Source organism: Dickeya sp. ws52 (genome assembly GCF_007210685.1).
GTDB lineage: Bacteria > Pseudomonadota > Gammaproteobacteria > Enterobacterales > Enterobacteriaceae > Dickeya > Dickeya chrysanthemi.
In genome coordinates this window covers 65,579-86,633 of sequence record NZ_SZVX01000005.1, presented here as the reverse complement: position 1 = coordinate 86,633, position 21,055 = coordinate 65,579, and the positions used below count along the sequence as shown (strand labels likewise).

Annotated in this window: 16 protein-coding genes and 1 tRNA gene; 5 read left to right on the top strand and 12 right to left on the bottom strand. The window is 44.5% G+C overall.

Features of this window, described 5'->3' with window-relative positions; all coding sequences use genetic code 11:
• Nucleotides 1-103 precede the first annotated feature (103 nt).
• From FDP13_RS06330 to FDP13_RS06310, 5 genes are all read left to right on the top strand, one after another.
• A complete protein-coding gene (locus FDP13_RS06330; RefSeq protein WP_012769323.1) occupies nucleotides 104-1,834 on the top strand; it encodes a Lon protease family protein in 1,731 nt (576 codons plus the stop codon).
• A gap of 90 nt (nucleotides 1,835-1,924) precedes the next feature.
• Nucleotides 1,925-2,443, top strand: a complete 519-nt coding sequence (gene fabA / locus FDP13_RS06325) for a bifunctional 3-hydroxydecanoyl-ACP dehydratase/trans-2-decenoyl-ACP isomerase (RefSeq protein WP_012769322.1) — start codon at nucleotides 1,925-1,927, stop codon at nucleotides 2,441-2,443.
• A gap of 377 nt (nucleotides 2,444-2,820) precedes the next feature.
• Nucleotides 2,821-3,459, top strand: coding sequence for an RpiB/LacA/LacB family sugar-phosphate isomerase (locus FDP13_RS06320; protein ID WP_012769321.1), 639 nt, complete (start codon nucleotides 2,821-2,823; stop codon nucleotides 3,457-3,459).
• Nucleotides 3,460-3,642: 183 nt separating this feature from the next.
• A tRNA-Ser gene (locus tag FDP13_RS06315) sits at nucleotides 3,643-3,732 on the top strand.
• A gap of 916 nt (nucleotides 3,733-4,648) precedes the next feature.
• Complete coding sequence (locus FDP13_RS06310) at nucleotides 4,649-6,253, top strand: methyl-accepting chemotaxis protein (protein WP_143839037.1); 1,605 nt, start codon at nucleotides 4,649-4,651, stop codon at nucleotides 6,251-6,253.
• Nucleotides 6,254-6,313: 60 nt separating this feature from the next.
• Here FDP13_RS06310 and phoH read toward each other — a convergent pair whose 3' ends face one another.
• From phoH to FDP13_RS06245, 12 genes are all read right to left on the bottom strand, one after another.
• The gene (gene phoH, locus FDP13_RS06305) at nucleotides 6,314-7,102 is read right to left on the bottom strand and encodes a phosphate starvation-inducible protein PhoH (RefSeq protein ID WP_012769319.1); all 789 of its coding nucleotides are present in this window, start codon (nucleotides 7,100-7,102) and stop codon (nucleotides 6,314-6,316) included.
• 736 nt (nucleotides 7,103-7,838) lie between these two features.
• A complete protein-coding gene (gene fliZ / locus FDP13_RS06295; protein ID WP_012769317.1) occupies nucleotides 7,839-8,351 on the bottom strand; it encodes a flagella biosynthesis regulatory protein FliZ in 513 nt (170 codons plus the stop codon).
• Between the two features lie 53 nt (nucleotides 8,352-8,404).
• Nucleotides 8,405-9,127 carry an RNA polymerase sigma factor FliA gene (locus FDP13_RS06290; RefSeq protein WP_012769316.1) on the bottom strand — a complete coding sequence of 241 codons (723 nt, stop codon included), beginning with the start codon at nucleotides 9,125-9,127 and terminating at the stop codon, nucleotides 8,405-8,407.
• A 445-nt stretch (nucleotides 9,128-9,572) separates the two neighbouring features.
• Complete coding sequence (locus FDP13_RS06285) at nucleotides 9,573-10,319, bottom strand: class I SAM-dependent methyltransferase (protein WP_033576273.1); 747 nt, start codon at nucleotides 10,317-10,319, stop codon at nucleotides 9,573-9,575.
• Between the two features lie 3 nt (nucleotides 10,320-10,322).
• Complete coding sequence (locus FDP13_RS06280) at nucleotides 10,323-10,772, bottom strand: N-acetyltransferase (protein WP_050516104.1); 450 nt, start codon at nucleotides 10,770-10,772, stop codon at nucleotides 10,323-10,325.
• The gene (locus FDP13_RS06275; protein WP_033576274.1) at nucleotides 10,769-11,731 is read right to left on the bottom strand and encodes a hypothetical protein; all 963 of its coding nucleotides are present in this window, start codon (nucleotides 11,729-11,731) and stop codon (nucleotides 10,769-10,771) included. The genes FDP13_RS06280 and FDP13_RS06275 overlap by 4 nt, the downstream gene beginning before the upstream one ends.
• A gap of 12 nt (nucleotides 11,732-11,743) precedes the next feature.
• Nucleotides 11,744-12,706: a glycosylase gene (locus FDP13_RS06270; RefSeq protein ID WP_143839036.1), complete on the bottom strand. Its 963-nt coding sequence runs from the start codon at nucleotides 12,704-12,706 to the stop codon at nucleotides 11,744-11,746.
• Between the two features lie 3 nt (nucleotides 12,707-12,709).
• Nucleotides 12,710-13,435 carry a WbqC family protein gene (locus FDP13_RS06265; protein WP_199886311.1) on the bottom strand — a complete coding sequence of 242 codons (726 nt, stop codon included), beginning with the start codon at nucleotides 13,433-13,435 and terminating at the stop codon, nucleotides 12,710-12,712.
• Nucleotides 13,436-13,502: 67 nt separating this feature from the next.
• A complete protein-coding gene (locus FDP13_RS06260; protein ID WP_143839035.1) occupies nucleotides 13,503-14,918 on the bottom strand; it encodes a hypothetical protein in 1,416 nt (471 codons plus the stop codon).
• Between the two features lie 95 nt (nucleotides 14,919-15,013).
• Nucleotides 15,014-16,126 (bottom strand): DegT/DnrJ/EryC1/StrS aminotransferase family protein, encoded by a 1,113-nt coding sequence (locus FDP13_RS06255; RefSeq protein ID WP_033576323.1) that lies wholly within the window; start codon nucleotides 16,124-16,126, stop codon nucleotides 15,014-15,016.
• 106 nt (nucleotides 16,127-16,232) lie between these two features.
• A complete protein-coding gene (locus FDP13_RS06250) occupies nucleotides 16,233-19,682 on the bottom strand; it encodes a methyltransferase regulatory domain-containing protein (protein ID WP_143839094.1) in 3,450 nt (1,149 codons plus the stop codon).
• Between the two features lie 231 nt (nucleotides 19,683-19,913).
• Complete coding sequence (locus FDP13_RS06245; RefSeq protein WP_040001469.1) at nucleotides 19,914-20,750, bottom strand: flagellin; 837 nt, start codon at nucleotides 20,748-20,750, stop codon at nucleotides 19,914-19,916.
• Nucleotides 20,751-21,055 lie beyond the last annotated feature (305 nt).

The following is a 21,055-nucleotide window of genomic DNA, read 5'->3' as shown; positions in this document are numbered from 1 at the left end:
CGCTGAATGCTCTCTTGTTCGCCTCTCCGATCTCAGCACATATGCAGCATTGAGAATTCTTGTATAATTACGCTTTTCCTTATAAACGATTACAGCAGATACTTTGACCAGTAACCGACTCGAATGGCAGCAATTGCTGCCCGATCATGCGCCATATCAAACATTATTCTCCCAGGCCGCTCAGTTGGCTCCTGCAGAATTCTCCGCAGTCCAACCCCGACTGGCCGATGCATTGACGATTTTCTGTCATCCTCGCTCGCCGTCTCAGTTCATGCTGCTGAAAGCGCAGGAGAATAATGCTTATCTCGCATTGATTGCCAATGCCATCGCTCATTTGCCGGCCCGGCAACCAGAGACGTTGCACGGCTATCGTTATCATATTGACGGCCGTCAGATCAGTATTCAGCCGGCTCAATATCCAGATGACAATTTTGCGGCTACGCTGCGTAGCGGCTATCAGGAGTGGATCGAGCCAGAACAGCTGTTCGGCTGTGTGCGGGTGTATAAAGACGACATCAGCCTGCAACCCGGCCTGATCCACCGTGTAAACGGCGGTACGCTGATTCTGTCGGCACGAACATTGCTGGCGCAACCGCTGATGTGGCTACGGCTTAAGCAAATCATTATCGATGGTCAGTACCACTGGCTATCTCCCGATGAGCGGCAACCATTACCGGTATCGATTCCACCGGTGCCGATTGACCTGCGTCTGGTCGTAGTTGGCGATCGAGAAAGTCTGGGCGATATTCACGACATGGAGCCCGAGCTGGGCGAACTGGCAATCTATGGTGAATTTGAATCACACCTGCAATTGATCGAACCCGAAGATATGGTGCACTGGTGTTCGTACATCAATGCGCTATGTCTGGAAAATCAACTGCCGTTGCTGGCCGCAGACGCCTGGCCGGAATTGTTCACGCTGGCGGTACGTTATAGCGGTGATCAGGGCAGTGTTCCATTATGTCCGCAATGGCTGACTCACCAACTCAAACACGCAGCGTTGTATACGCGTCAGGAAGACATTACCGGACAAGCGATTATTGATGCCGTGACTACGCGCCGTTGGCGGGAAGGCTATCTGTCCGAACGTATGCAGGATGAAATCGAACTCGGCCAGGTGTTGATCGAAACCGAGGGCGAGATCATTGGTCAAGTGAATGGCTTGTCTGTACTGGAGTATCCCGGTTACCCACTGATGTTCGGCGAACCAACCCGCATCAGCTGTGTAGTACACCCCGGCGACGGCGAGTTAACCGATGTTGAACGCAAAGCCGAGCTGGGTGGCAACCTACATGCCAAAGGCATGATGATCATGCAGGCTTTTCTGATTTCTGAATTAGAACTGGAGCAACAACTGCCCTTTTCTGCCTCGATCGTGTTCGAGCAATCTTACGGTGAAGTCGATGGCGACAGCGCCTCGCTAGCCGAACTCAGTGCTCTGGTGAGTGCGTTATCGCAATACCCGATTAATCAGCAACTGGCCGTGACCGGCTCAGTCGACCAGTTTGGTCATGTACAACCTATCGGCGGCGTTAACGAAAAAATCGAAGGATTTTTCGAGGTCTGTCAGCGCCGCGGCCTGACGGGTAAGCAAGGGGTAGTTATCCCGGCGACCAACCAGCGCCATTTATGCCTGTCGCCGGATATCATCGATGCGGTACGTAAAGAACAATTCCATATTTATGCCGTGGATTCAGTGGCTGAAGCCTTGATGATATTAACCCAAATGCCTTATGACGATGAGCACCAGCCCAGCCTGCTCTCGGCGATCCGTGAACGCATTGCACAGTTGGCACAACCGGAACGACGTCGTTTCCCATGGTTTTTCCGTTGAGGAAACTGGTTGGGCCAGCAGCAACGGACTTGCTCAGCGTACATCTGTACGCTAACCTGCGTGCTCCACAAAAACAGGGCTTATAGAAACATGGTAGACAAACGCGACTCCTACTCAAAAGAAGATCTTTTCGCCAGCGGACGCGGTGAACTGTTTGGTCCTCAGGGGCCACAACTGCCGGCCGGCAACATGCTGATGATGGATCGTGTCATCTCGATGACCGAAGAAGGCGGTCTGCATGGAAAAGGCTATGTGGAAGCAGAGCTGGACATCCGCCCGGACCTGTGGTTCTTCGGTTGCCATTTCATCGGCGACCCGGTGATGCCAGGTTGTCTGGGGCTGGATGCCATGTGGCAGTTGGTAGGTTTCTACCTCGGCTGGCTGGGCGGTGAAGGCAAAGGCCGTGCGCTGGGCGTGGGTGAAGTAAAATTCACCGGGCAAGTGCTGCCGGACGCTAAGAAAGTGACTTATCGCATCCATTTCAAGCGTGTTATCAACCGCAAGCTGATCATGGGCATTGCAGACGGTGAAGTGTTGGTCGATGGCCGCCTGATCTATACGGCAACCGACCTGAAGGTCGGTCTGTTCAAAGATACCAGCACATTCTAATCACAGAAAAAACGCGGCGTTCTCGCCGCGTTTTGCTGTCGACGCCCGCTCCACTGCACGTTGACGGTCCGCAGACCTCGCCTGTCGCCTGTATCATTTCTTTGCTTTTTCATCTTCCGGTCATTATCCGTCGCCTGACGTCCGGCAACATAACATCAGTCTGAGAAACGGATAACGGTGTACGCCACGAACCCGGTCGGCTATCTTCTCTGCAATTCACAGGCAAAGGCGGTCACGAGAGGTCGATCAGTTCACGTTTTTGCGATCAATTCCGGTTTCTGGTGGTTTGCGGTTTCTGATGAGCAAGGTATACTGAGCCATCGAAATGAAATAGTGTTTTAAAAAATGTAGTTGTCCGCACACTTAAAGGAATGAACATGAAAATTGCACTGATTAACGAGAACAGCCAGGCTGCAAAAAACGCGATTATCGCTGCTGCTCTGTCCAAAGCCGTTGAACCGATGGGTCACACCGTACACAACTACGGTCAATACGCTGTTGAAGACGCAGCACAGCTGACTTACATCCAGAACGGTATTCTGGCTGCCATCCTGCTGAACTCCGGTGCCGCTGATTTCGTGGTCACGGGTTGTGGTACTGGCCAGGGCGCAATGCTCGCCTGTAACTCTTTCCCGGGTGTAATCTGTGGTCTGGTTGTTGACCCGTCAGACGCTTACCTGTTCTCTCAGATCAACAACGGTAATGCCGTTTCTCTGCCGTACGCTAAAGGCTTTGGCTGGGGTGCTGAACTGAATCTGGAAAACCTGTTCACCCAGTTGTTCAAAGAAGAAGGCGGCCGCGGCTATCCGAGCGATCGCGTAGTTCCGCAGCAGCGTAACAAGAAAATTCTGGATGCAGTAAAAGCGGTGACCTACAACGACCTGATCACCATCCTGAAAGGTTTGGATCAGGAATTGGTCAAAGGCGCTATCGCCGGTCCGAAATTCCAGGAGTACTTCTTCGCCAATAGCACCAATGCGGAACTGACCAGCTACATCAAATCCCTGCTGAACTAATTAAGCCAGGTCATATGATGCGACCATCGCTCCGGCGGTGGTCTTTTTTTGCCCGCAAGACAACGCTCGGCAGTACGGGTCGAGCAACAGTTAACCAGACGTTTTAAAAGCCTGAAATACTGCTTGACCATAACAGGGCGACTCCCTATAGTAGCGCCCCGTTGCCCCTGACGGCGACAATCCGGTGAGGTGTCCGAGTGGCTGAAGGAGCACGCCTGGAAAGTGTGTATACGTGAAAACGTATCGAGGGTTCGAATCCCTCCCTCACCGCCAGATTAAAGACAAAAACCCCAGACGCAAGTCTGGGGTTTTTGTCTTTAACCGGTGCCGGGACGGACGAGAACCCACGACAGGGTTCGACAAAACGGTATGCCGTTTTGGACCGCCGCAGGCGGCCCGCAGGGCGAGCGCTCCGCGCGAGTCAATCCCGACCGGACCGGCTCACCCTCACCCGCCTTTCCCCAGACGCAAGTCTGGGGGTTTTGTTTTTAACCGGTGCCGGGACGGATGAGAACCCACGACAGGGTTCGACAAAACGGTATGCCGTTTTGGACCGCCGCAGGCGGCCCGCAGGGCGAGCGCTCCGCGCGAGTCAATCCCGACCGGACCGGCTCACCCTCACCCGCCTTTCCCCAGACGCAAGTCTGGGGTTTTTGTTTTTAACCGGTGCCGGGACGAATGAGAACCCACGACAGAGTTCGACAAAACGGTATGCCGTTTTGGACCGCTGCCCGCCCCTGAACTTCACTCTAACCGCTCATTGCTAACCGGATAAAGAGTCAGCCGAAACAGAGTAGACTGAGCACAAGCTAACAAATAAAAACAGCATCTCGAAATGCATAAAACATGGCAGGCATAACTATCTGAGATAATGTGCTATCTTTATTCGTATATAATAAATAAGAAGAATTAAACTTTTCTTCATATAACAACGTATTCCATACAGATAGTTTCAGCACAGCCTTCTTTATCAAAGGGATAGTGAACACTCAGTAAAACAGGCAAAACATTGATGCAGAACAATAAAATTAAATGACCCATTAGTTACTTAGGTTATACTTACCCAGAAAAGCAAATAAAGCGATTTTTCCTTTTCATTAATGTTCACTTAATCTAAATAAAATAGATTAACCACTGTAAGATAATTATACCGCTACCCAATTCTTCCTTTTTGGTGGAGTATTCGAACATGACCATCGTAAAAAAATTAGCTATCGCAATCAGTATTTTTTCTCTGGCACTGATTTGCGTAGGTGGTTTTGGGCTGCATTCACTGAGCCAGTCAAAAGACCGTCTGGAATATGTGATGACTAACACATTACCCAGCCTCGATAATCTGGTGAGATCGACCAATGCTCTGAACGACGCACGAGGTGCATTGGGGCTCTTTTTTCTTAGCCGTGACGAGCAACAGCGTAATGCTTTAAAGCGTACGCTGGACAACGCTCTCGCCAACGTTGACAAACTGAATGCTGTTTATAAAAAAGAATTGGTTTCTGACAGCAAAGATTTGCAGATGACCAATGACAATCTGCAATATCTGAGCGATTTTCGCGCAGCCAAAGATAAGCTATTCCAGCAATCTCTGACGGATCCCCAGATAGCAGAAAAAGCCTTTTCCAGCCAGGGGTACGTAACACTGGCGCAGGACAAACTGGTAAAAGGGTTCCAGGATCAGTACGACTATAATGTGGCGTTGGCTGGTGATTTGCAGGAACAGAACAACTCCAGTTTCAGGCTGGCATTTTTGGGGCTGGTCGGACTGATTGTGGCTGCACTGCTGGTAGCGGGTACATTGTCCACAATGATTATTAACTATGTTCGTACCAGCCTGAACGCTCTGCGCCAGACATTGACGAACGTTAGTGAAAATCTGGATTTGACGTTACGGGCAGATACCAGCAAGAACGACGAGATAGGCCAGACTGCCAACGCCTTTAATAACCTGATTCAACGTTTCTCCGCTGTGCTGATCAATGTACGCTCCGCCAGCGAAAATGTATCGACTGCATCCGGAGAAATTGCTGCCGCCAATGAAGATCTCTCTGCCAGAACAGAAGAACAAGCTTCCTCTCTGGCACAAACAGCCGCCAGTATGCATGAAATTTCATCGACAATCGAAAGTAATGTCGATAACACCGCGCAGGCTAATAAGTTGGGCCAACAAGCCGGCGTTGCTGTTCAGCATGGCGACGAAGCGGTGCAGCGTATGACGCTTGCGATGGAGGAGATTGCCAACGGGTCTGCCAAAGTCGCGGATATCACCAACCTGATTGAAGGCATCGCCTTCCAGACAAACATTCTGGCCCTGAATGCTGCGGTAGAAGCCGCACGAGCCGGTGAACATGGCCGGGGATTTGCGGTCGTAGCCGGTGAAGTCCGTACGTTGTCGCAGCGTTCTTCATCAGCAGCGAAAGAGATCAAGACCCTAATCGACAGCGCAATTTCCGCCGTAAAACATGGCGCGGTGCAAGCAGATGAGGTGCGCGATGCCATCAGCAATGTGAAGACCGTCATTCAGAACGTATCCAATCTGGTCAATGAAGTATCGTTGGCTTCAGAAGAACAAAGCCGTGGCATCTCTCAGATTAATACCGCCATCAACCAGATGGAGGCGGTTACCCAGCAGAACGCCGCGATGGTGGAACAGGCTTCCTCCGCAGCAGACTCACTCAACGAACAAGCAACGCAATTGCGTCAATCGGTTGAAGTATTCAAACTGCAAGCAAACCACGCGTTCGGCGATGCACATGCGATGGGTGGAAGCACGTCCTTGCGCCTCGGTCATCACTGATTTGTTATGATAAAAAAGGGTTGCTCACGCAACCCTTTTTTCTTTTACGTTAACCCTGAATCAGGAGTACGCCACCAGCGTACGCTGGCACAGTTCAGAACGGACGCAATCCCCTTTACCGAACGTGACAATACTGATCATCGCATCCTCGGTAAACCGCTCTAGCGCATCCTGCAAGCCGGATTTCACACCGGTCGGTAAGTCACATTGCGTGATATCGCCATTAACGATCACCGTAACGTTTTCACCCAAACGCGTCAGGAACATCTTCATCTGATTGACGGTAACATTTTGCGCCTCGTCTAAAATCACAACGGCATTTTCGAACGTTCGCCCACGCATATAGGCAAACGGCGCAATTTCCACTTTAGCGATTTCCGGCCGCAGGCAATACTGTAAGAAGGATGAACCGAGTCGGCGCTGCAACACGTCGTACACCGGCCGGAAATAAGGTGCAAATTTCTCCGCTATGTCGCCCGGCAGGAAGCCGAGATCTTCCTCCGCCTGCAATACCGGTCGGGTAACGATAATGCGTTCAACCTCTTTATGAAGCAGTGCTTCGGCTGCTTTAGCCGCACTGAGAAACGTTTTGCCACAACCCGCCTCGCCGGTGGCAAAGATTAACTGTTTATTTTCTATTGCAGACAAGTACTGTTCCTGGGCTGGGGTTCTGGCTTCGATAATTGAGGTGTCGCGACTCTCACGCGCCATACCGATAGCTTCAATACCACCCAACTGAACCAGAGAAGTGACCGAATCTTCTTCACGCTGACGATGACTGCGTGATTCGCGTCTGATGACGCGTTTAGCTTCACGACGCGCTTTGATCACTGCTTTTTGTCTTCCCATAGTGGCACCTTACAGTTTGTTTCACTGACCGAACGACTCAGGCCGACGGTGTTTTGTTCACAAATGAGGTTTGGCTTCCTTATTAAGCCGCAATTCAAGTGAGATGACGAAAACCAATGGGTAAACACCGCCGTCACGCTTGTAGTGATAGCAATGTGTTTAGCATTGGTGTGAGAGAATGAAGCGGAAATCACGCTGTAGAACGTATTGAAAAAACAGGGGGACAGTGAAAAAGTGAAGCGGGAGAGAGAACCTCCGCCTCGACAAGGCGGCAGAAATGAGCGAATTTGCTGACTGTTCCGTCCAGGGAAGGACTCTACCATTCGCGCTCCTCACTGTGACAATGACTATTCAGATGAATAATGATTGATCGCATCAGGCATCTAACATCTCTGGAGGAAGCTACCTCTCAAAGATGTCATTATGATGACAGTGCTCTATTTTGCCCCTGCATAGCAAGTTTTTTTACATTGTCATAACATAAAACTATATATTGCATAGGCTGCGCACTTGCCGGCTATATATTGAGTTCACTGTCTTAAGGCGGGTGAGGTATACCCGTCATATTCCAAGTTGCAGGCGCGTTGGCTTTATTACTCGGCCTCTCCTTGGCCCTTTCAAGGCCGCAGCAGCCGGTTGTCCTGCAACTCTAATTATTTTGGGTATATTGAATTAACCATATATCAGAACGACGAGAATGGGTTTCCTCCGCCCAGGCAGCGGAGGAATTCGAAGGCTAGTAATGTTTTTGCCAATGCAGATACTGATCATACTTTCGTAAGGCACTGCGGTAGGTATTCTGCTCAATATCAGGCAGGTAATCGCAAACACGCTGCTGAATACTGTCATCCGATATAAAACTATCCTGCGGATAATTCTTCGCCAACAGCAGCTCATCCAAACGTCGTAAACGAATGACATATTCACGCATGGTGCTGTGACGCACCTCGGTCTGTTCGATTAGATACTGCGTAAATGCTTTGATATCGAAATAATTGGCGTGCGTATTGCAGGAAACCTCACTACAAAAACGGCACAGCGGGACAAGTTCTTCCTGCACAGATTCCCAGATCGTGTTGTCGATCAGCCGATCCATCATAGCAATCGACTTTTTATTGATAAGCTGATCGCGGAATACCAATGAAACACGATCTAATTCCTTACCACAATTGGCGCAGTGTGTTTGCCTGTGCTTGAAGTCTTTCAAATAACGGCTAAGAAGTTGCTTCTTCCTGGTTGCTTGGGGCATGAGTCCATTCCTGACTGTAGGGTGGTACAACTACATGTCTGTGTGCTCCAAAATTAAACGTCACTCATTAATTTCGCACGCAGACGCTTAATCGCCTGGCTATGCAACTGACTAACGCGCGACTCCCCTACTTCCAGCACTGCACCAATTTCCTTCAGGTTCAGCTCTTCCTGATAGTAGAGAGTCAACACCATTTTTTCGCGCTCTGGCAGGTTTTCAATCGCATCCATTACCCGTTGACGTAGACTGACATCCATCAACTGATTCAGTGGATTAGCGTCTTCGTTTCCTTCCAGCAACGCCTCGGCACTGTCCCCATGTTCTTCCCGCCATTCATCGTAAGAAAACAGCTGGCTATTGTTGGTATCCAGCAAAATCTGACGATATTCCTCCAGCGAGATATTCAGAGTTTGGGCGACCTCCTGTTCGGAAGGCGCCCTGCCGAGTGACTGTTCAGCCTGCTGCATCGCCTGCGCTACTTCCCGGGCGTTACGCCTGACACTGCGTGGCGCCCAATCCCGGCTACGCAACTCATCCAGCATTGCGCCACGAATACGCTGCACGGCATAGGTTGTGAATGCCGTACCTTGCAACGAATCATAGCGCTCTACCGCACTGAGTAGCCCAATGCCTCCCGCCTGCAGGAGGTCATCAAGCTCAACGCTCGCCGGGAGACGAACCTGTAAGCGTAAGGCTTCATGGCGCACCAATGGAACATAGCGCTTCCATAATGAATTTTTATCCATTGTGCCTTCAGCGGTATACAGTTCGCTCACAGTGATAAATACCTATAAAATTAAGGTGCTCAACATCATTATGCGTTTAGCATACTATGACAATCGGAAGAACAGATGTAGAAAAAAGGCTTTTTTCAGATACGTCGCCAGACTCTCATCTTCATACTATAGCGTCTATAGCAAAGATATGGTACATACCCAGCTCACCTTGTCTATAAATTCAATCTTGGTTTCAGGTAACTGATAAAAAGAAAATGATTCACAAAAAAATTATCAAACATTCACCACATCTATAGCCACAGATATCCCGCTCCATATAAAGCCATGAAGCAACCCAATGAATTTAAAGACATTATCTTCACAATTGCATGATGAGGTAACTAATAGAGAAAACCATAAATGTACTGAGCACCCTATACGCAGCACCTATGGCTAAAAATATGACACCAGGTGAAATGGTGCCATATTCTGGTAGAAATAATTATTATCTATCGCCTCGCTCACATAGTAAAAAAATACTAGAGCAAAGATCAGGATATTGTTGCCCTAGTTTATAGCAACCCTCTAAATAATCTTGACTGATAATGTCAGTTTGCAGCAGCCTATCCCACTGAAAATTAGCAAGTGCTTTGAAGAAAATGCCAGATCGTTGTACAACCTTTAATCCAGCACTCACGGCATCTCGTTCTAATGTATCTAAGGTATAAGTACACCGATGCCCATGCTCCTTCTCTGCCTCTGTCACTGCTGAATTATATGGAATCAGCCCCATTTTTACTGCAATTTGCCGGGATGGTGCATTAGCATTAGGGCAAACTAAAAATAGTCGTCCATTTTTAGAAAGCCATTCATCATTAATTCGCTTTAAGACAGAGACAGGATCATCGAGATGCTCTAATACATGTGTTAGAACGATGTTATTGTACTGATTATCTAACTTTACGCTTTCAAAGCGATCACTAACGAATCGAACATTTCCCTGTAAGCGTTTTTTTGCTTCTGAAATAGCGACATCCGATACTTCAACGCATGTAATATCATCAAAATAAGATTGAAGCCGACGAGTAAAATCCCCTTTAAAACTACCCAGCTCCAATAAATTTCCAGACTTGAAAAATGGCTCAAACGATCTAATCATAAACGGATGCATTACATCAAAATCAAAGCCATATGCATATTTGTGTTCTGATGTATCATTTATTTCGGCGTTATAGTCGCGTTTATTTTCCATGTGTCACTCCATATTTTTATACATAAAAATTGAATCATCAGTACGGTTCAGTATGGAAAAACCTTTTCGTTCATAGAGCGATATCGCCGAAAAATTATGTCGACTTACCTCTAACTCAATGCTTTTAAATTTCTGACCATGCAAAAAATCTATCGTTAAGGATAGTAATTTTGAAGCAATACCCATACCTTGCCAATATGGTGATACACATACATTAGTTATAAACGCGACAAAATTATTTTTATCATTGCAATATACAGCAACCAACCCAACCAAGTTATTATCAGACCATGCTTCCACTCGCTCAGCCTGCTTGGTTATTTTTTCGGCATACATCGCAATATGCACACGCTCACTCAAAGGAGGAGTGAAGTGACCATCGCAAAGCTGCAATAACTGAGCGACATTCTCTTCATCAGACTGGTTGATACTAAACTTAAGAGTATGTGTCACGTTTTCAACACCGCCAAACCAAACCCATTACGACCGAACTCGTTACCATTATACAGTAAGAAGACTTTATTATCACATTCAAAGACATGTGGATAACATTGCATATCGCTATCCCATTCACCGGGTGTTCCTTGCAAGAGAAAAGATTCATCATCGCGAGTCCAATTTTTCAAATCATCAGACCAGGCATGGCCAATACGATATCCTCTACCTTTACTTGTTCTGAAATCAAAAGACTCCCGGTAACAAAAGAACATATGATATCGTTCATTTATAGCAATAACCGAAGGCAAAGCTTGGCTTTCATCAGGGCCAAGTTTATCTGAAATGATCTGATCAGCCTCATGATCTTTAAACCAATTAATGCCGTCATCAGAAATTGCATGACCAATCTTATAGGTTCGTTCCGGAGCTCCATTTGGCGAAGACTTTTTCCAATGTGTACCAAATATATACCACATATGAAAAGTACCATCGACGACCTTTACAAAACCATCACCGACCAGACAAGGTTCATGAAGAGATGAGGCAAGCACCGGGCCATCACCAATTCGTTGAAAAGTTAGGCCGTCATCTTGACTAATAGCCAATCCTATCGCTGTGTCCACTGATACAGAAACACGGCGATTCCAACCACAGGTATATCCATATATATCATTATTGTGGCGAACGACATTCATTGGAAATATTCCATGCTCATCGAAACAGCCAAGATTACCTAAAGGAATAACTGTTTTGTCTGATACACGGATAATCGTTTTTAAATCTTTTTGCATATCAACAAAAGCGATATGACTGAGATATTTCCCATTACTCTTATCTAAAGCGCGAGTAGAAAAATAAATACGGATAAAGTCATGAAAAACAAGTGCTTGTGGTGATTGAGCGAACTCAACACAATCGTTAGGTAGAGAATGTTCTGTTGGATCAAATATTTTACCGACTTTTTCCCATTTCATATTATTGCCCAATTATTCTAACGTACCATCTAAGACAGCCAATCCAAACCCTTCTCGGCCAACCTGATTACCAAGATAAGCTAAGTAAATCTTATTATCCAACTCAAAAACATGAGGATAGCTAATCATTTCAGAATCCCAGCCATCGTCCGATACATTAATTCCAGCTTTTTTATCGTCCCTGACCCAATCAGTCAAGTTCTCACTATATGCATACCCTATCCGATATCCATTTGCTTTTCCTCGATAGTCACTACTGTATCGATAGCAGAAAAACATGTGATATTTACCGTTAGCATAAAAGACATCGGGGCTAGCCTGTGCCTCATCTTCCTCTATACGACTCTCAATCAAATCTTTATTCTGTTTAACCCAATGGATACCATCATCTGAGGTTGCCATACGAATTTTATATACAGGTTCTGCACGACCATTAACCATTTTCCACTTACGGCCTGCGATATACCATAAATACCAGCTATTATTAAATCGACGAACTTTCGGGCCACTTAATACAAAAGGCTCATCAGGTGTATAGGATATAATTGGTCCATTCCCTAGTTTTTCGAAACTATTACCACCATCATGACTCGCTGCAGCCCCAATGGCCACATTGAAAGGAACAGATTCGCATCGAGTCCATCCTGCATAATAAGCATACACTTTGTTCGCATGACGAATTACCGATACAGGATAAGTACCAAACTCATCAAACTCTCCCAGACTACCTAACTTTAAAATAGGTTGCTCACTAATACGTAAAATCTGAAAGAGATCATGCCGTGCCAAATCAACATAAGCCGAATAGCTTACATACTGACCATTACTATCTGCTGGTGGACGGCAAGAAAAATAGACACGAACAAAGTCATCAAAAACCAGTGTCGCTGGTGCTTGAGCAAACTCTTTCAACCAGGGACGATTTTTTATTTCTTGTGGTGTAAATACCTTACCTAACTTTATCCATTTAAACATGGTTTATATCAACTCGTAGTTGGTTTCTATTAATTCACGAACAGCATCGCAAGAATTAAACATCATCACATCTATAATAGACAGCCATGGTATAAAATTATTATTATACTGTTTGTATTCAAAAGGAGTCGTTTTGATAAATTTCAACTCAATATTTTTTTCACGAAACGTCTCTTTTGAATATAACTCGACCCCACCAATTGCGTTAATATATTTCCTTGCCTGTAGAACCTCGCATAGTGCTAACACCTTTTCTTGCCCCTTCAAGGCGTGGTCAATTGACACATGAGAAGATATTATGAATTCAGTTTTTATGCCCAAGTACTTACACAATTCAACAATAGAATTATAAATATATAAAAATAAGTTTTTTTCCTTGCTAGAGATAATACTCTCAAGGACAGGGAAGAAGCTTTGGAAACAAGGTGCTTTTCCATATGCACCATGAATTTTACTTAATAATTCGTTAGGGTAAAAAGTATCAGCAAGACTTCGTTCACTAATAGTGAGATAGTCTGATGCTTTTTTTAATGGCAATGAGAAAACAACATCTTTGTTATTTACTAATATACGATTACGATTTATCCATCCTTTTTTTGTATATTTAACATTATCATAAATAACAATCTTATCTACCGATGATATCAGTTGAAAATAGCCAATATAAGGAAAAAAGTAAGGCTGCATTATCGCCAACCGTATATCTCTTGCTTGCTCTGATTTTCCCATTTTTCAGACCCATACTACTTTTCATAGAACACATTATAAATGAAATTATTTATCTTACATCCTGTTATCAATAACCATACTTACCTAATAGATAATCTTTATATTCAGAATATCTATTTTTGGCATCTTTAATTGTTGTCACAACCCAAGAAAATGAATTATCCCTATGGTTCACATCACACATAAATGATGCATCGATCTTACCCATTTCAGACTGGTCACTCGTCTTTTCCATAACAGCAGATAAAGCAACCTGATCTAAAAACCATACTGCATTACCTTTTTTTAAATTATTCCAAATAAAAAAAGAAACTTTTTTTATAAATCTACGAGAATACTCACTTCCATCTAAGTAAACAAAACCAGCAATTGCTTTTTCCCAAAATGGTGTATTCTCACTTTGAGCTAAAACAACACTATATTTTGACACATCAAATTTTATAGTATTCCAATTTTTTCTAATCAAACAATCGGCATCAACAATAATTAATGGTCTATTCAAGAATTTTTGCAAATAGTTCGCAGAGATAAATCGCCTACAAGCATAATGAACATTAATCCCTTGTTCAAAACCTATAGATTCCGTAGTACAAGAAATATTTATCTCTGGTAATTTTTTTGATTTATTAATGACATCATCAACCGTTTTACCATCGATATTATAAATATGAAGATGAACATTAAGATTATTTTTATTAGTATCATAAATAGAATAAATCAATCCTATTGCATGCTCATAATAGTATTTTAAATCACACGCGATAAGAACAGTAGGCTTAACACTGTCAACATCTACATTTTTCACCCACTGATACCCAGAGTAATCAATATCTTCTGTCTTTGATCTTAATGAACTGAAGTCTATATAATCATCAGGGTAGCCACCGTTCTTAAAGATTGTCGTCACAATCATCAGCATGGCTAGGGGATCCTCGCCAATAAGATTGGAATCCGCGACCATCAATTTTACAAGCATCAATGCATATTCATAATTATCTTCGAACATACAAGTTAATAGCAGGATTTTATATATTACAGGGATATCATTCAATATAGAGAAGTTACTCTCAATAAGAGAAATTGCTTCATCTATAGCCCCGACTTTAAAAAGAAGCTGTATTGATGCAACCAAATACTCAAGGTTTGGCGAGATATCCAGAACATCAGATACAGCATTGATTACACCTTGAATATAATCAGATGGTAATTTAACCTGCAATCCTTCCCATTTTTCATTTGATGCCAGATTAGCCAATGCAATCGCATTGAGCATTATCTTTAATGCTTTGTCCTGCTGCTCCGGCAAATTACTTGATGCTTCGGCCAATTTTTTAGTCAGAGAGTATGTATCACAACTTTTTCGTACTATCAAATCAATTAATATTTCATGATCAAGCTCACCAATGCTACCCAGCCTCAATTCTCGGCTGAATATATCACGGTAGTATTGATTTGCAGATTTCATCCGAATATAGTTACTCATAGTGAAGCACTCTCCTAAAAATTAAAAAATGAGAATATAATATTAACTACACTCTCATTCTCTATAAAAATCCATTAAATAGTTTGCTAATACGATCACATCATTGTTTCTATGATGATATTAACAATTTCATCTTGCTCATCAACTTTTAATCCTGGGTATATGGGTAAACAAAGGACAGCATCAGCAATACGAGTAGCGGTAGGCAAATTATTGACGCTTGCGCTGCTAAGCCCTCGATACATAGGAAAACTACTGATAAGCGGATAAAAATAACGTCGTGACATCACACCTTTTTCTTTTAATGCAAGATAAAGCTTCTCACGCTTTTCGAATACATCTTCATTAACAAAGACAGGAAAGTAAGCATAATTCCAATCAACTGATTCAGGCACACTAAGGGTTCGGATACCATGAACTTCACTCAGTTGTCTACGATAGTAATGATAAATATCACATCTATCTCTAATAGCCTGGTCAATATAATTTAATTGTAATAGACCAAATGCGGCCTGAACCTCATTCATTTTCCCATTGATACCGGGTGCAACAACAATTGTTTCATCAACGAAACCAAAGTTTTTCAGATGGTCTATACGCTTCTTCATTTTCAAATCCGGGCATATAATTGCACCACCCTCTATTGTATTAAACACCTTAGTTGCATGAAAACTCAGTATAGAAAGATCTCCATGGCGTAGAATACTGGTGTTGTTTTTCTTAACGCCAAAAGCATGGGCAGCATCATAAATCACTTTGAGGCCATAGATATCTGCAATTTCCTGAATACGATCTACATCACAAGGAATACCATAACAATGTACGGGTAAAATAGCTGATGTATTAGGCGTTATAGCCTCTTCTATCTTGTTAGGATCAAGGTTGCAGGTTACAGGATCAATATCAACAAAAACAGGCTTTAAGTTATTCCACAGCAGTGAGTGAGATGTCGCGACAAATGAGTAAGGCGTGGTGATAACCTCACCAGTAATCCGTAAAGCTTGCAACGCAGTCAATAAGGCCAATGTACCATTGGTAAATAAGCATAGGTGTTCTACCCCCAAGTATTCAGACAGCGATTGCTCTAACTGTTGATGAAAAGGGCCACCATTTGTTAAATGTTTATTTGACCATATAGCCTCTAAATAAGGAACAAAATTTTCCAAAGGAGGTAATAAAGGACTCGTCACGTAAATATTCTTACTCATCATTCACCTGCCCTTTCACTTTAAATCATCATAAATATTTATGACTAAAATAACATCCCCGAGCCAGACAGATTAATTATTTCAGCCAGATATTAGAAATAATTAATTATAGAATCACACCATCAGGCTCAATTCTAAAGCTTCTTGGCCGATTCCCTTCACAATAATTTCCCCATACTTGATGAAGAGCTTTTTCAAAATAAAAAGAAGGTGATATACCTACCTTATTTTTATTACTCATACGTTCTCGCAATCCGCTCCTGATTTCACTGAGCTCTTTAAGTGATTTGCTCCAATAGAATGCCTTACTCATAAACTCATCATCATTGCCAGCAACAAAATCTGAGAGTCCATATATCCGCATTATCACTCCACCTTGTCGGGATGCCATTGTCACCCCTTCTAATGTTAATACAGGAACCCCCATCCATGCCGCATGCCCAACCGTTGTTCCACCAGAATAAGGATAAGCATCTAATAACATATCAACTTCTTGGTGCATCCCCAGGTACTCTTTCAATCCTGTTCTCATGCGAAATGATAATTGAGACTCTAGGACACCAAAATCAATCAATTTGGAACGAAAATAATCGATACACTCCTGGCCCGTCATGTACCCCATCACCAAACGTGAATCCGGTAAAGCAGTCAATACTTTGGCCCATAACGCCAAAGTTTCATCTGTGATTTTTTGAGGCCGATTAAAACTCGCAAATGTCAGGTATCCATTTTTCAATGCAGGGAGTTCATTAACGTCGGGACAATCATTATGCGGTTCAAAAAATTTGACAGAAGGCATATAAATAGCACTTTCTGTCAGTTGATCATCAAGAGCTCCCCGCTCTAAAAAGTTTCGATCCATCAAAATGTAATCCATAGAACGCATACCTGTGGTGCCAGGATATCCTAACCAGGTTATTTGGATCGGTGCAGGTTTTAAGGCAAATACAGGCAGTCGGTTATAAGCTGTGTGGCCGGACAAATCGATCAGGATATCAATTTCATCCTTATTGATGAGCGTCGCCAATTCCAGATCACCCATCTTGTCAACATCATACCAGCCAGCAGCAGTCTGTTTTAAACTCTCTGCTTTTTCCTCAAGACGCTGAAAACTTGAATAGGCATAAAGCGAGAATTCACGTCGATCAAGAGAATTCCAGATAGGCTCCAAAAAGTTTGTCACAGGATGGTTACCAAAATCACCGGAAATAAAACCGATGCGCAACGGACGGTGGATATCCTTGTTAAGAGAATAGGCAAAATGACAGTTATGGCGTACAGCAGCTGCTTCCACACGTTGACCAAATATGAGGTGCTCCTGAAACAACGCCTGCGGCGTGATACTGATATCATGCGACAATCCCAGCAGTAAATTACTGTATAAATGGAACGCATGAGGCATCAGTTCAATAGTCTTGCGGTGATATAAGACGGCATCCTTTCGTCCCAGGTTATGACAGACCATTCCCATATGACTGATAAAATTGGGATTTTCTGGTTCAATCTGCAGTGCTTTCTCCATGCACTTAAACGCTGAATCAAGGTCATGAGTAATATTCAGCAATACCGCCAGAGTGTCCCACGCCAGCCCTTTTTGCTTATCACAACGCAATACTTTTCTGGTCAGCGCCATACCATGGTGCAATTCATTTTTTTTCCAGAGGCACACTGCTAAGTCAATATAAAAATCCCAATTGAAAGGTACTAGTGCAATTGCTCTGGTAATAATACTCAACGCACCATCGAAATCACCGGTAAGGACATGTGTTCTCACGAAAGGATACCAAGCATCCAGATTGTCGGGATAAGTGCTGATAATCTCTTCGGCCTTTTCTCTAACCTCGGCGAAATGCCCTAATGCAGTTAATCGCTCAATATCTTCGTATACCTTCCGGTTTAACGGTCCCTTGTTATGCGGCTTATTCTTTTTATTTACTGACGATTTTTCCGTCTCAACAAGACCGCCCGCACGAGGTTCACTGATATAAACGACCAATGACTGGATATAAACCGCAACCTGAGCAGCATTCGCTTTTATGATCGCTTCTTGCAAATAGTCTCGCCATGCACGTATCGTTCCCCATACCACACCTTTATTACGCAACGCCCAGAGTTTGCTATAAAATGTATTATCTTTATTCTGGAGCGGCGAAGACAGCTGTTGCAAGAACCGTCGCTCGTCACTATCAAGTGAAACCGGTTCATGCCAGAAATTGAATGCCAAATCAGTCTCTGCAAGACCAGTCAACCCAGTCAACGTTTTATGTGGGCTGCTACGATAAGTACAGTTCCCTATCCGTGTGTAGAGACCACCGATGCCTTTTACAAACAGGTTTTTTAATGCATCCAGTACATCTTGCCGATGATTTTCTGTTTCTTTTTCTGGCAATCGGGTATTAAAAATAAGTTGATCCAGACTTAAACTGGCAGGCCAGGCTTCTCCTAGCGCATCCAGAACACTCAATACCACCCGATTTTCTGTCCCAATAGTTTCACCTGTACCGGAAGTGTGGACATTCAGCGTGCCGCCATTACTTGCCGTAACACGCTGGAAATTTCCAGCCCAGTTGAAATCCGCCAGTTTTGAAAGATCCGGCTCCGGCAACACACTCCCAGCCCTTTCCTGTGGAACCAGTATGCTGAATCGCTGGGAACGATTAACTGCAAAATCCAGATATTGCTGGCGCAAGTAAGTGGTATTTTCAGGACAAATTGTCTCATGTAAGTGAGAAACCTGATCGCCATAATGCCCAGCCAGTTCAGTGTATGCCCGAACATCCCCCACATAGGAAAAGCCGACCTGGCTAATCTGCGCATAGAAATCGACGAAGTAACAAGGCTGATTTAACCCCTGTAGATAGTGCAATGCAAAATCCACATTGGACTGTTTTTCGGCTTGTTCAATAAAGGTTTTCAGGGCTGCATTCTGGGGATTATCCGGCGAGGTTCCCAGAGATAGATAGGTTAACATTGCACGGGCGCTGGCTTGCGCTGTTTTATCATCGCTAGCAAGGCTGCTATGAAGCTGGATAGCGTCTCGCAGAATTTCGCCAGTCTTCCACCCTGGATATGTGTTATAGCTATAACAGACAATGCCTTCTGACGTTAGGTGATCATGGCAGAACCGCAGCAATGCCTCCCGCGTCTCACCACCGATGAGGCTGAATAAACCGTGGATAATGATGTAATCGAATGTTCCAGGATCGCAGGCTAGTAGAGACTCAAGGTCCAATGCAAATAAAGCAATGTTTTCCAGTTCAAGCTGTTTTATCAGCGCATTACCTTTCTCGATCTGCTCCGCATCAAGATCAACACCAACAGCCTGTGCTTGTGGGTTTGCCAGCGCAAAAGGCAGCAAATTACCGCCATCCTTACACCCAATCTCAAGTACTCGAGCCTTTTCCGGAATAGCGGATTTAATGCCGTAAAGATGTGCGGTAGCTTGTAAATGGAAAGGCGCAATATATGGAATGGGAGGAGACATCGAACTCAATGGCGTTGTATCATTATCTTCAGCCATATCGGCATTATTCGCTAAAGGTTGTGCATCTGGCATGGTCACAAGGCATTTCCCTCAATACTTTATGCGGAGATGAAATTGCCTGCAGTATACAAGAAAACCTTTTTTACCAATCCCCTGAGCATCAAATTATAACTTCTCTATTTCATCGCTTAAGGAGCCGATTTTTATTCTGGTAATTTTATTTACTCCAGTAGCACCACAGAATAAATAAAAAAACCAACCCCGGAGGGTTGGTTTCTCAATCGGCAACTGCGTAAACAGGGATTACTGCAGCAGTTTCAGAACAGTCTGCGGTACCTGGTTAGCCTGAGCCAGTACAGAAGTACCAGCCTGCTGCAGAATCTGCGCACGGCTCATGTTGGATACTTCAGTCGCGTAGTCAGCATCCTGAATACGACTACGAGCGGTAGTCAGGTTATTGATGGTGTTACTCAGGTTGTCAATGGTGGACTGGAAGCGGTTCAGCGTAGCACCAATGTTTGCCTTAGCGTTGTTAATATTCTGCAACGCGGTATCAATCGCAGCAACGACCGCGGTTGCACTAGCAGCGGTAGATACGTCGGTAGTTGATACGCCCAGACCACCAGTAGTGGCGTTGATCAATGCAGCGCTACCTACGGAGATCGCGTCGTTGGCAGTGGTGCCGGCACCAACCTGAATGTTGAAACCAGTGGCGTTAACGGTACCGTTCAGCAGAGCCTGGCCGTTAAAGTTCGCGCTGGCAGCAACACGGTTGATTTCATCAACACGACGGTTAATTTCAGTCTGGATAGAGCTACGGTTGATGGTGTTGTTCGTGTCGTTAGCTGCCTGTACGGCCAGCTCACGGATACGCTGCAAGTTGTCGTTGATGGTGTTCAGGTTACCTTCAGCGGTCTGAACCAGAGAGATACCGTCGTTGGCGTTTTTAGATGCCTGAGTCAGACCACGAATCTGAGCGGTCATGTCGTTGGAGATACCGGCACCGGCAGCGTTATCTTTGGCGCTGTTGATGGCCAGACCGGAGGACAGACGCTCAATAGCAGTCTGCAGGGAAGATTGAGATTTGTTCAGGTTGGTCTGGGCCAACAGCGACATACTGTTAGTATTAATGACTGCCATAATTATATTCCTTTCATCTCTATTAATGGGGATGGGCTGTTGCCCCCGGTGTCATCACCGTCCCTAACTGTATCGGCCGGGGTAAAACAACCTTTAGCTTTTTTTTGAAATTTTTGTATCCCCCAGATAAACCGCCCATTTGCGGAGTTACGCTCAAGTAAGTAGTTCCTCCTGGAGTGATAACCCCCTTCGTACCCCATATGCATGATGGAAATCAGGGCGAATGCCGATTACGCTGAAATTTACATTACGTCTATAAATTTTTGGTATACAGTGCCGATAAGTATGTCAGTTCACAATTTAAA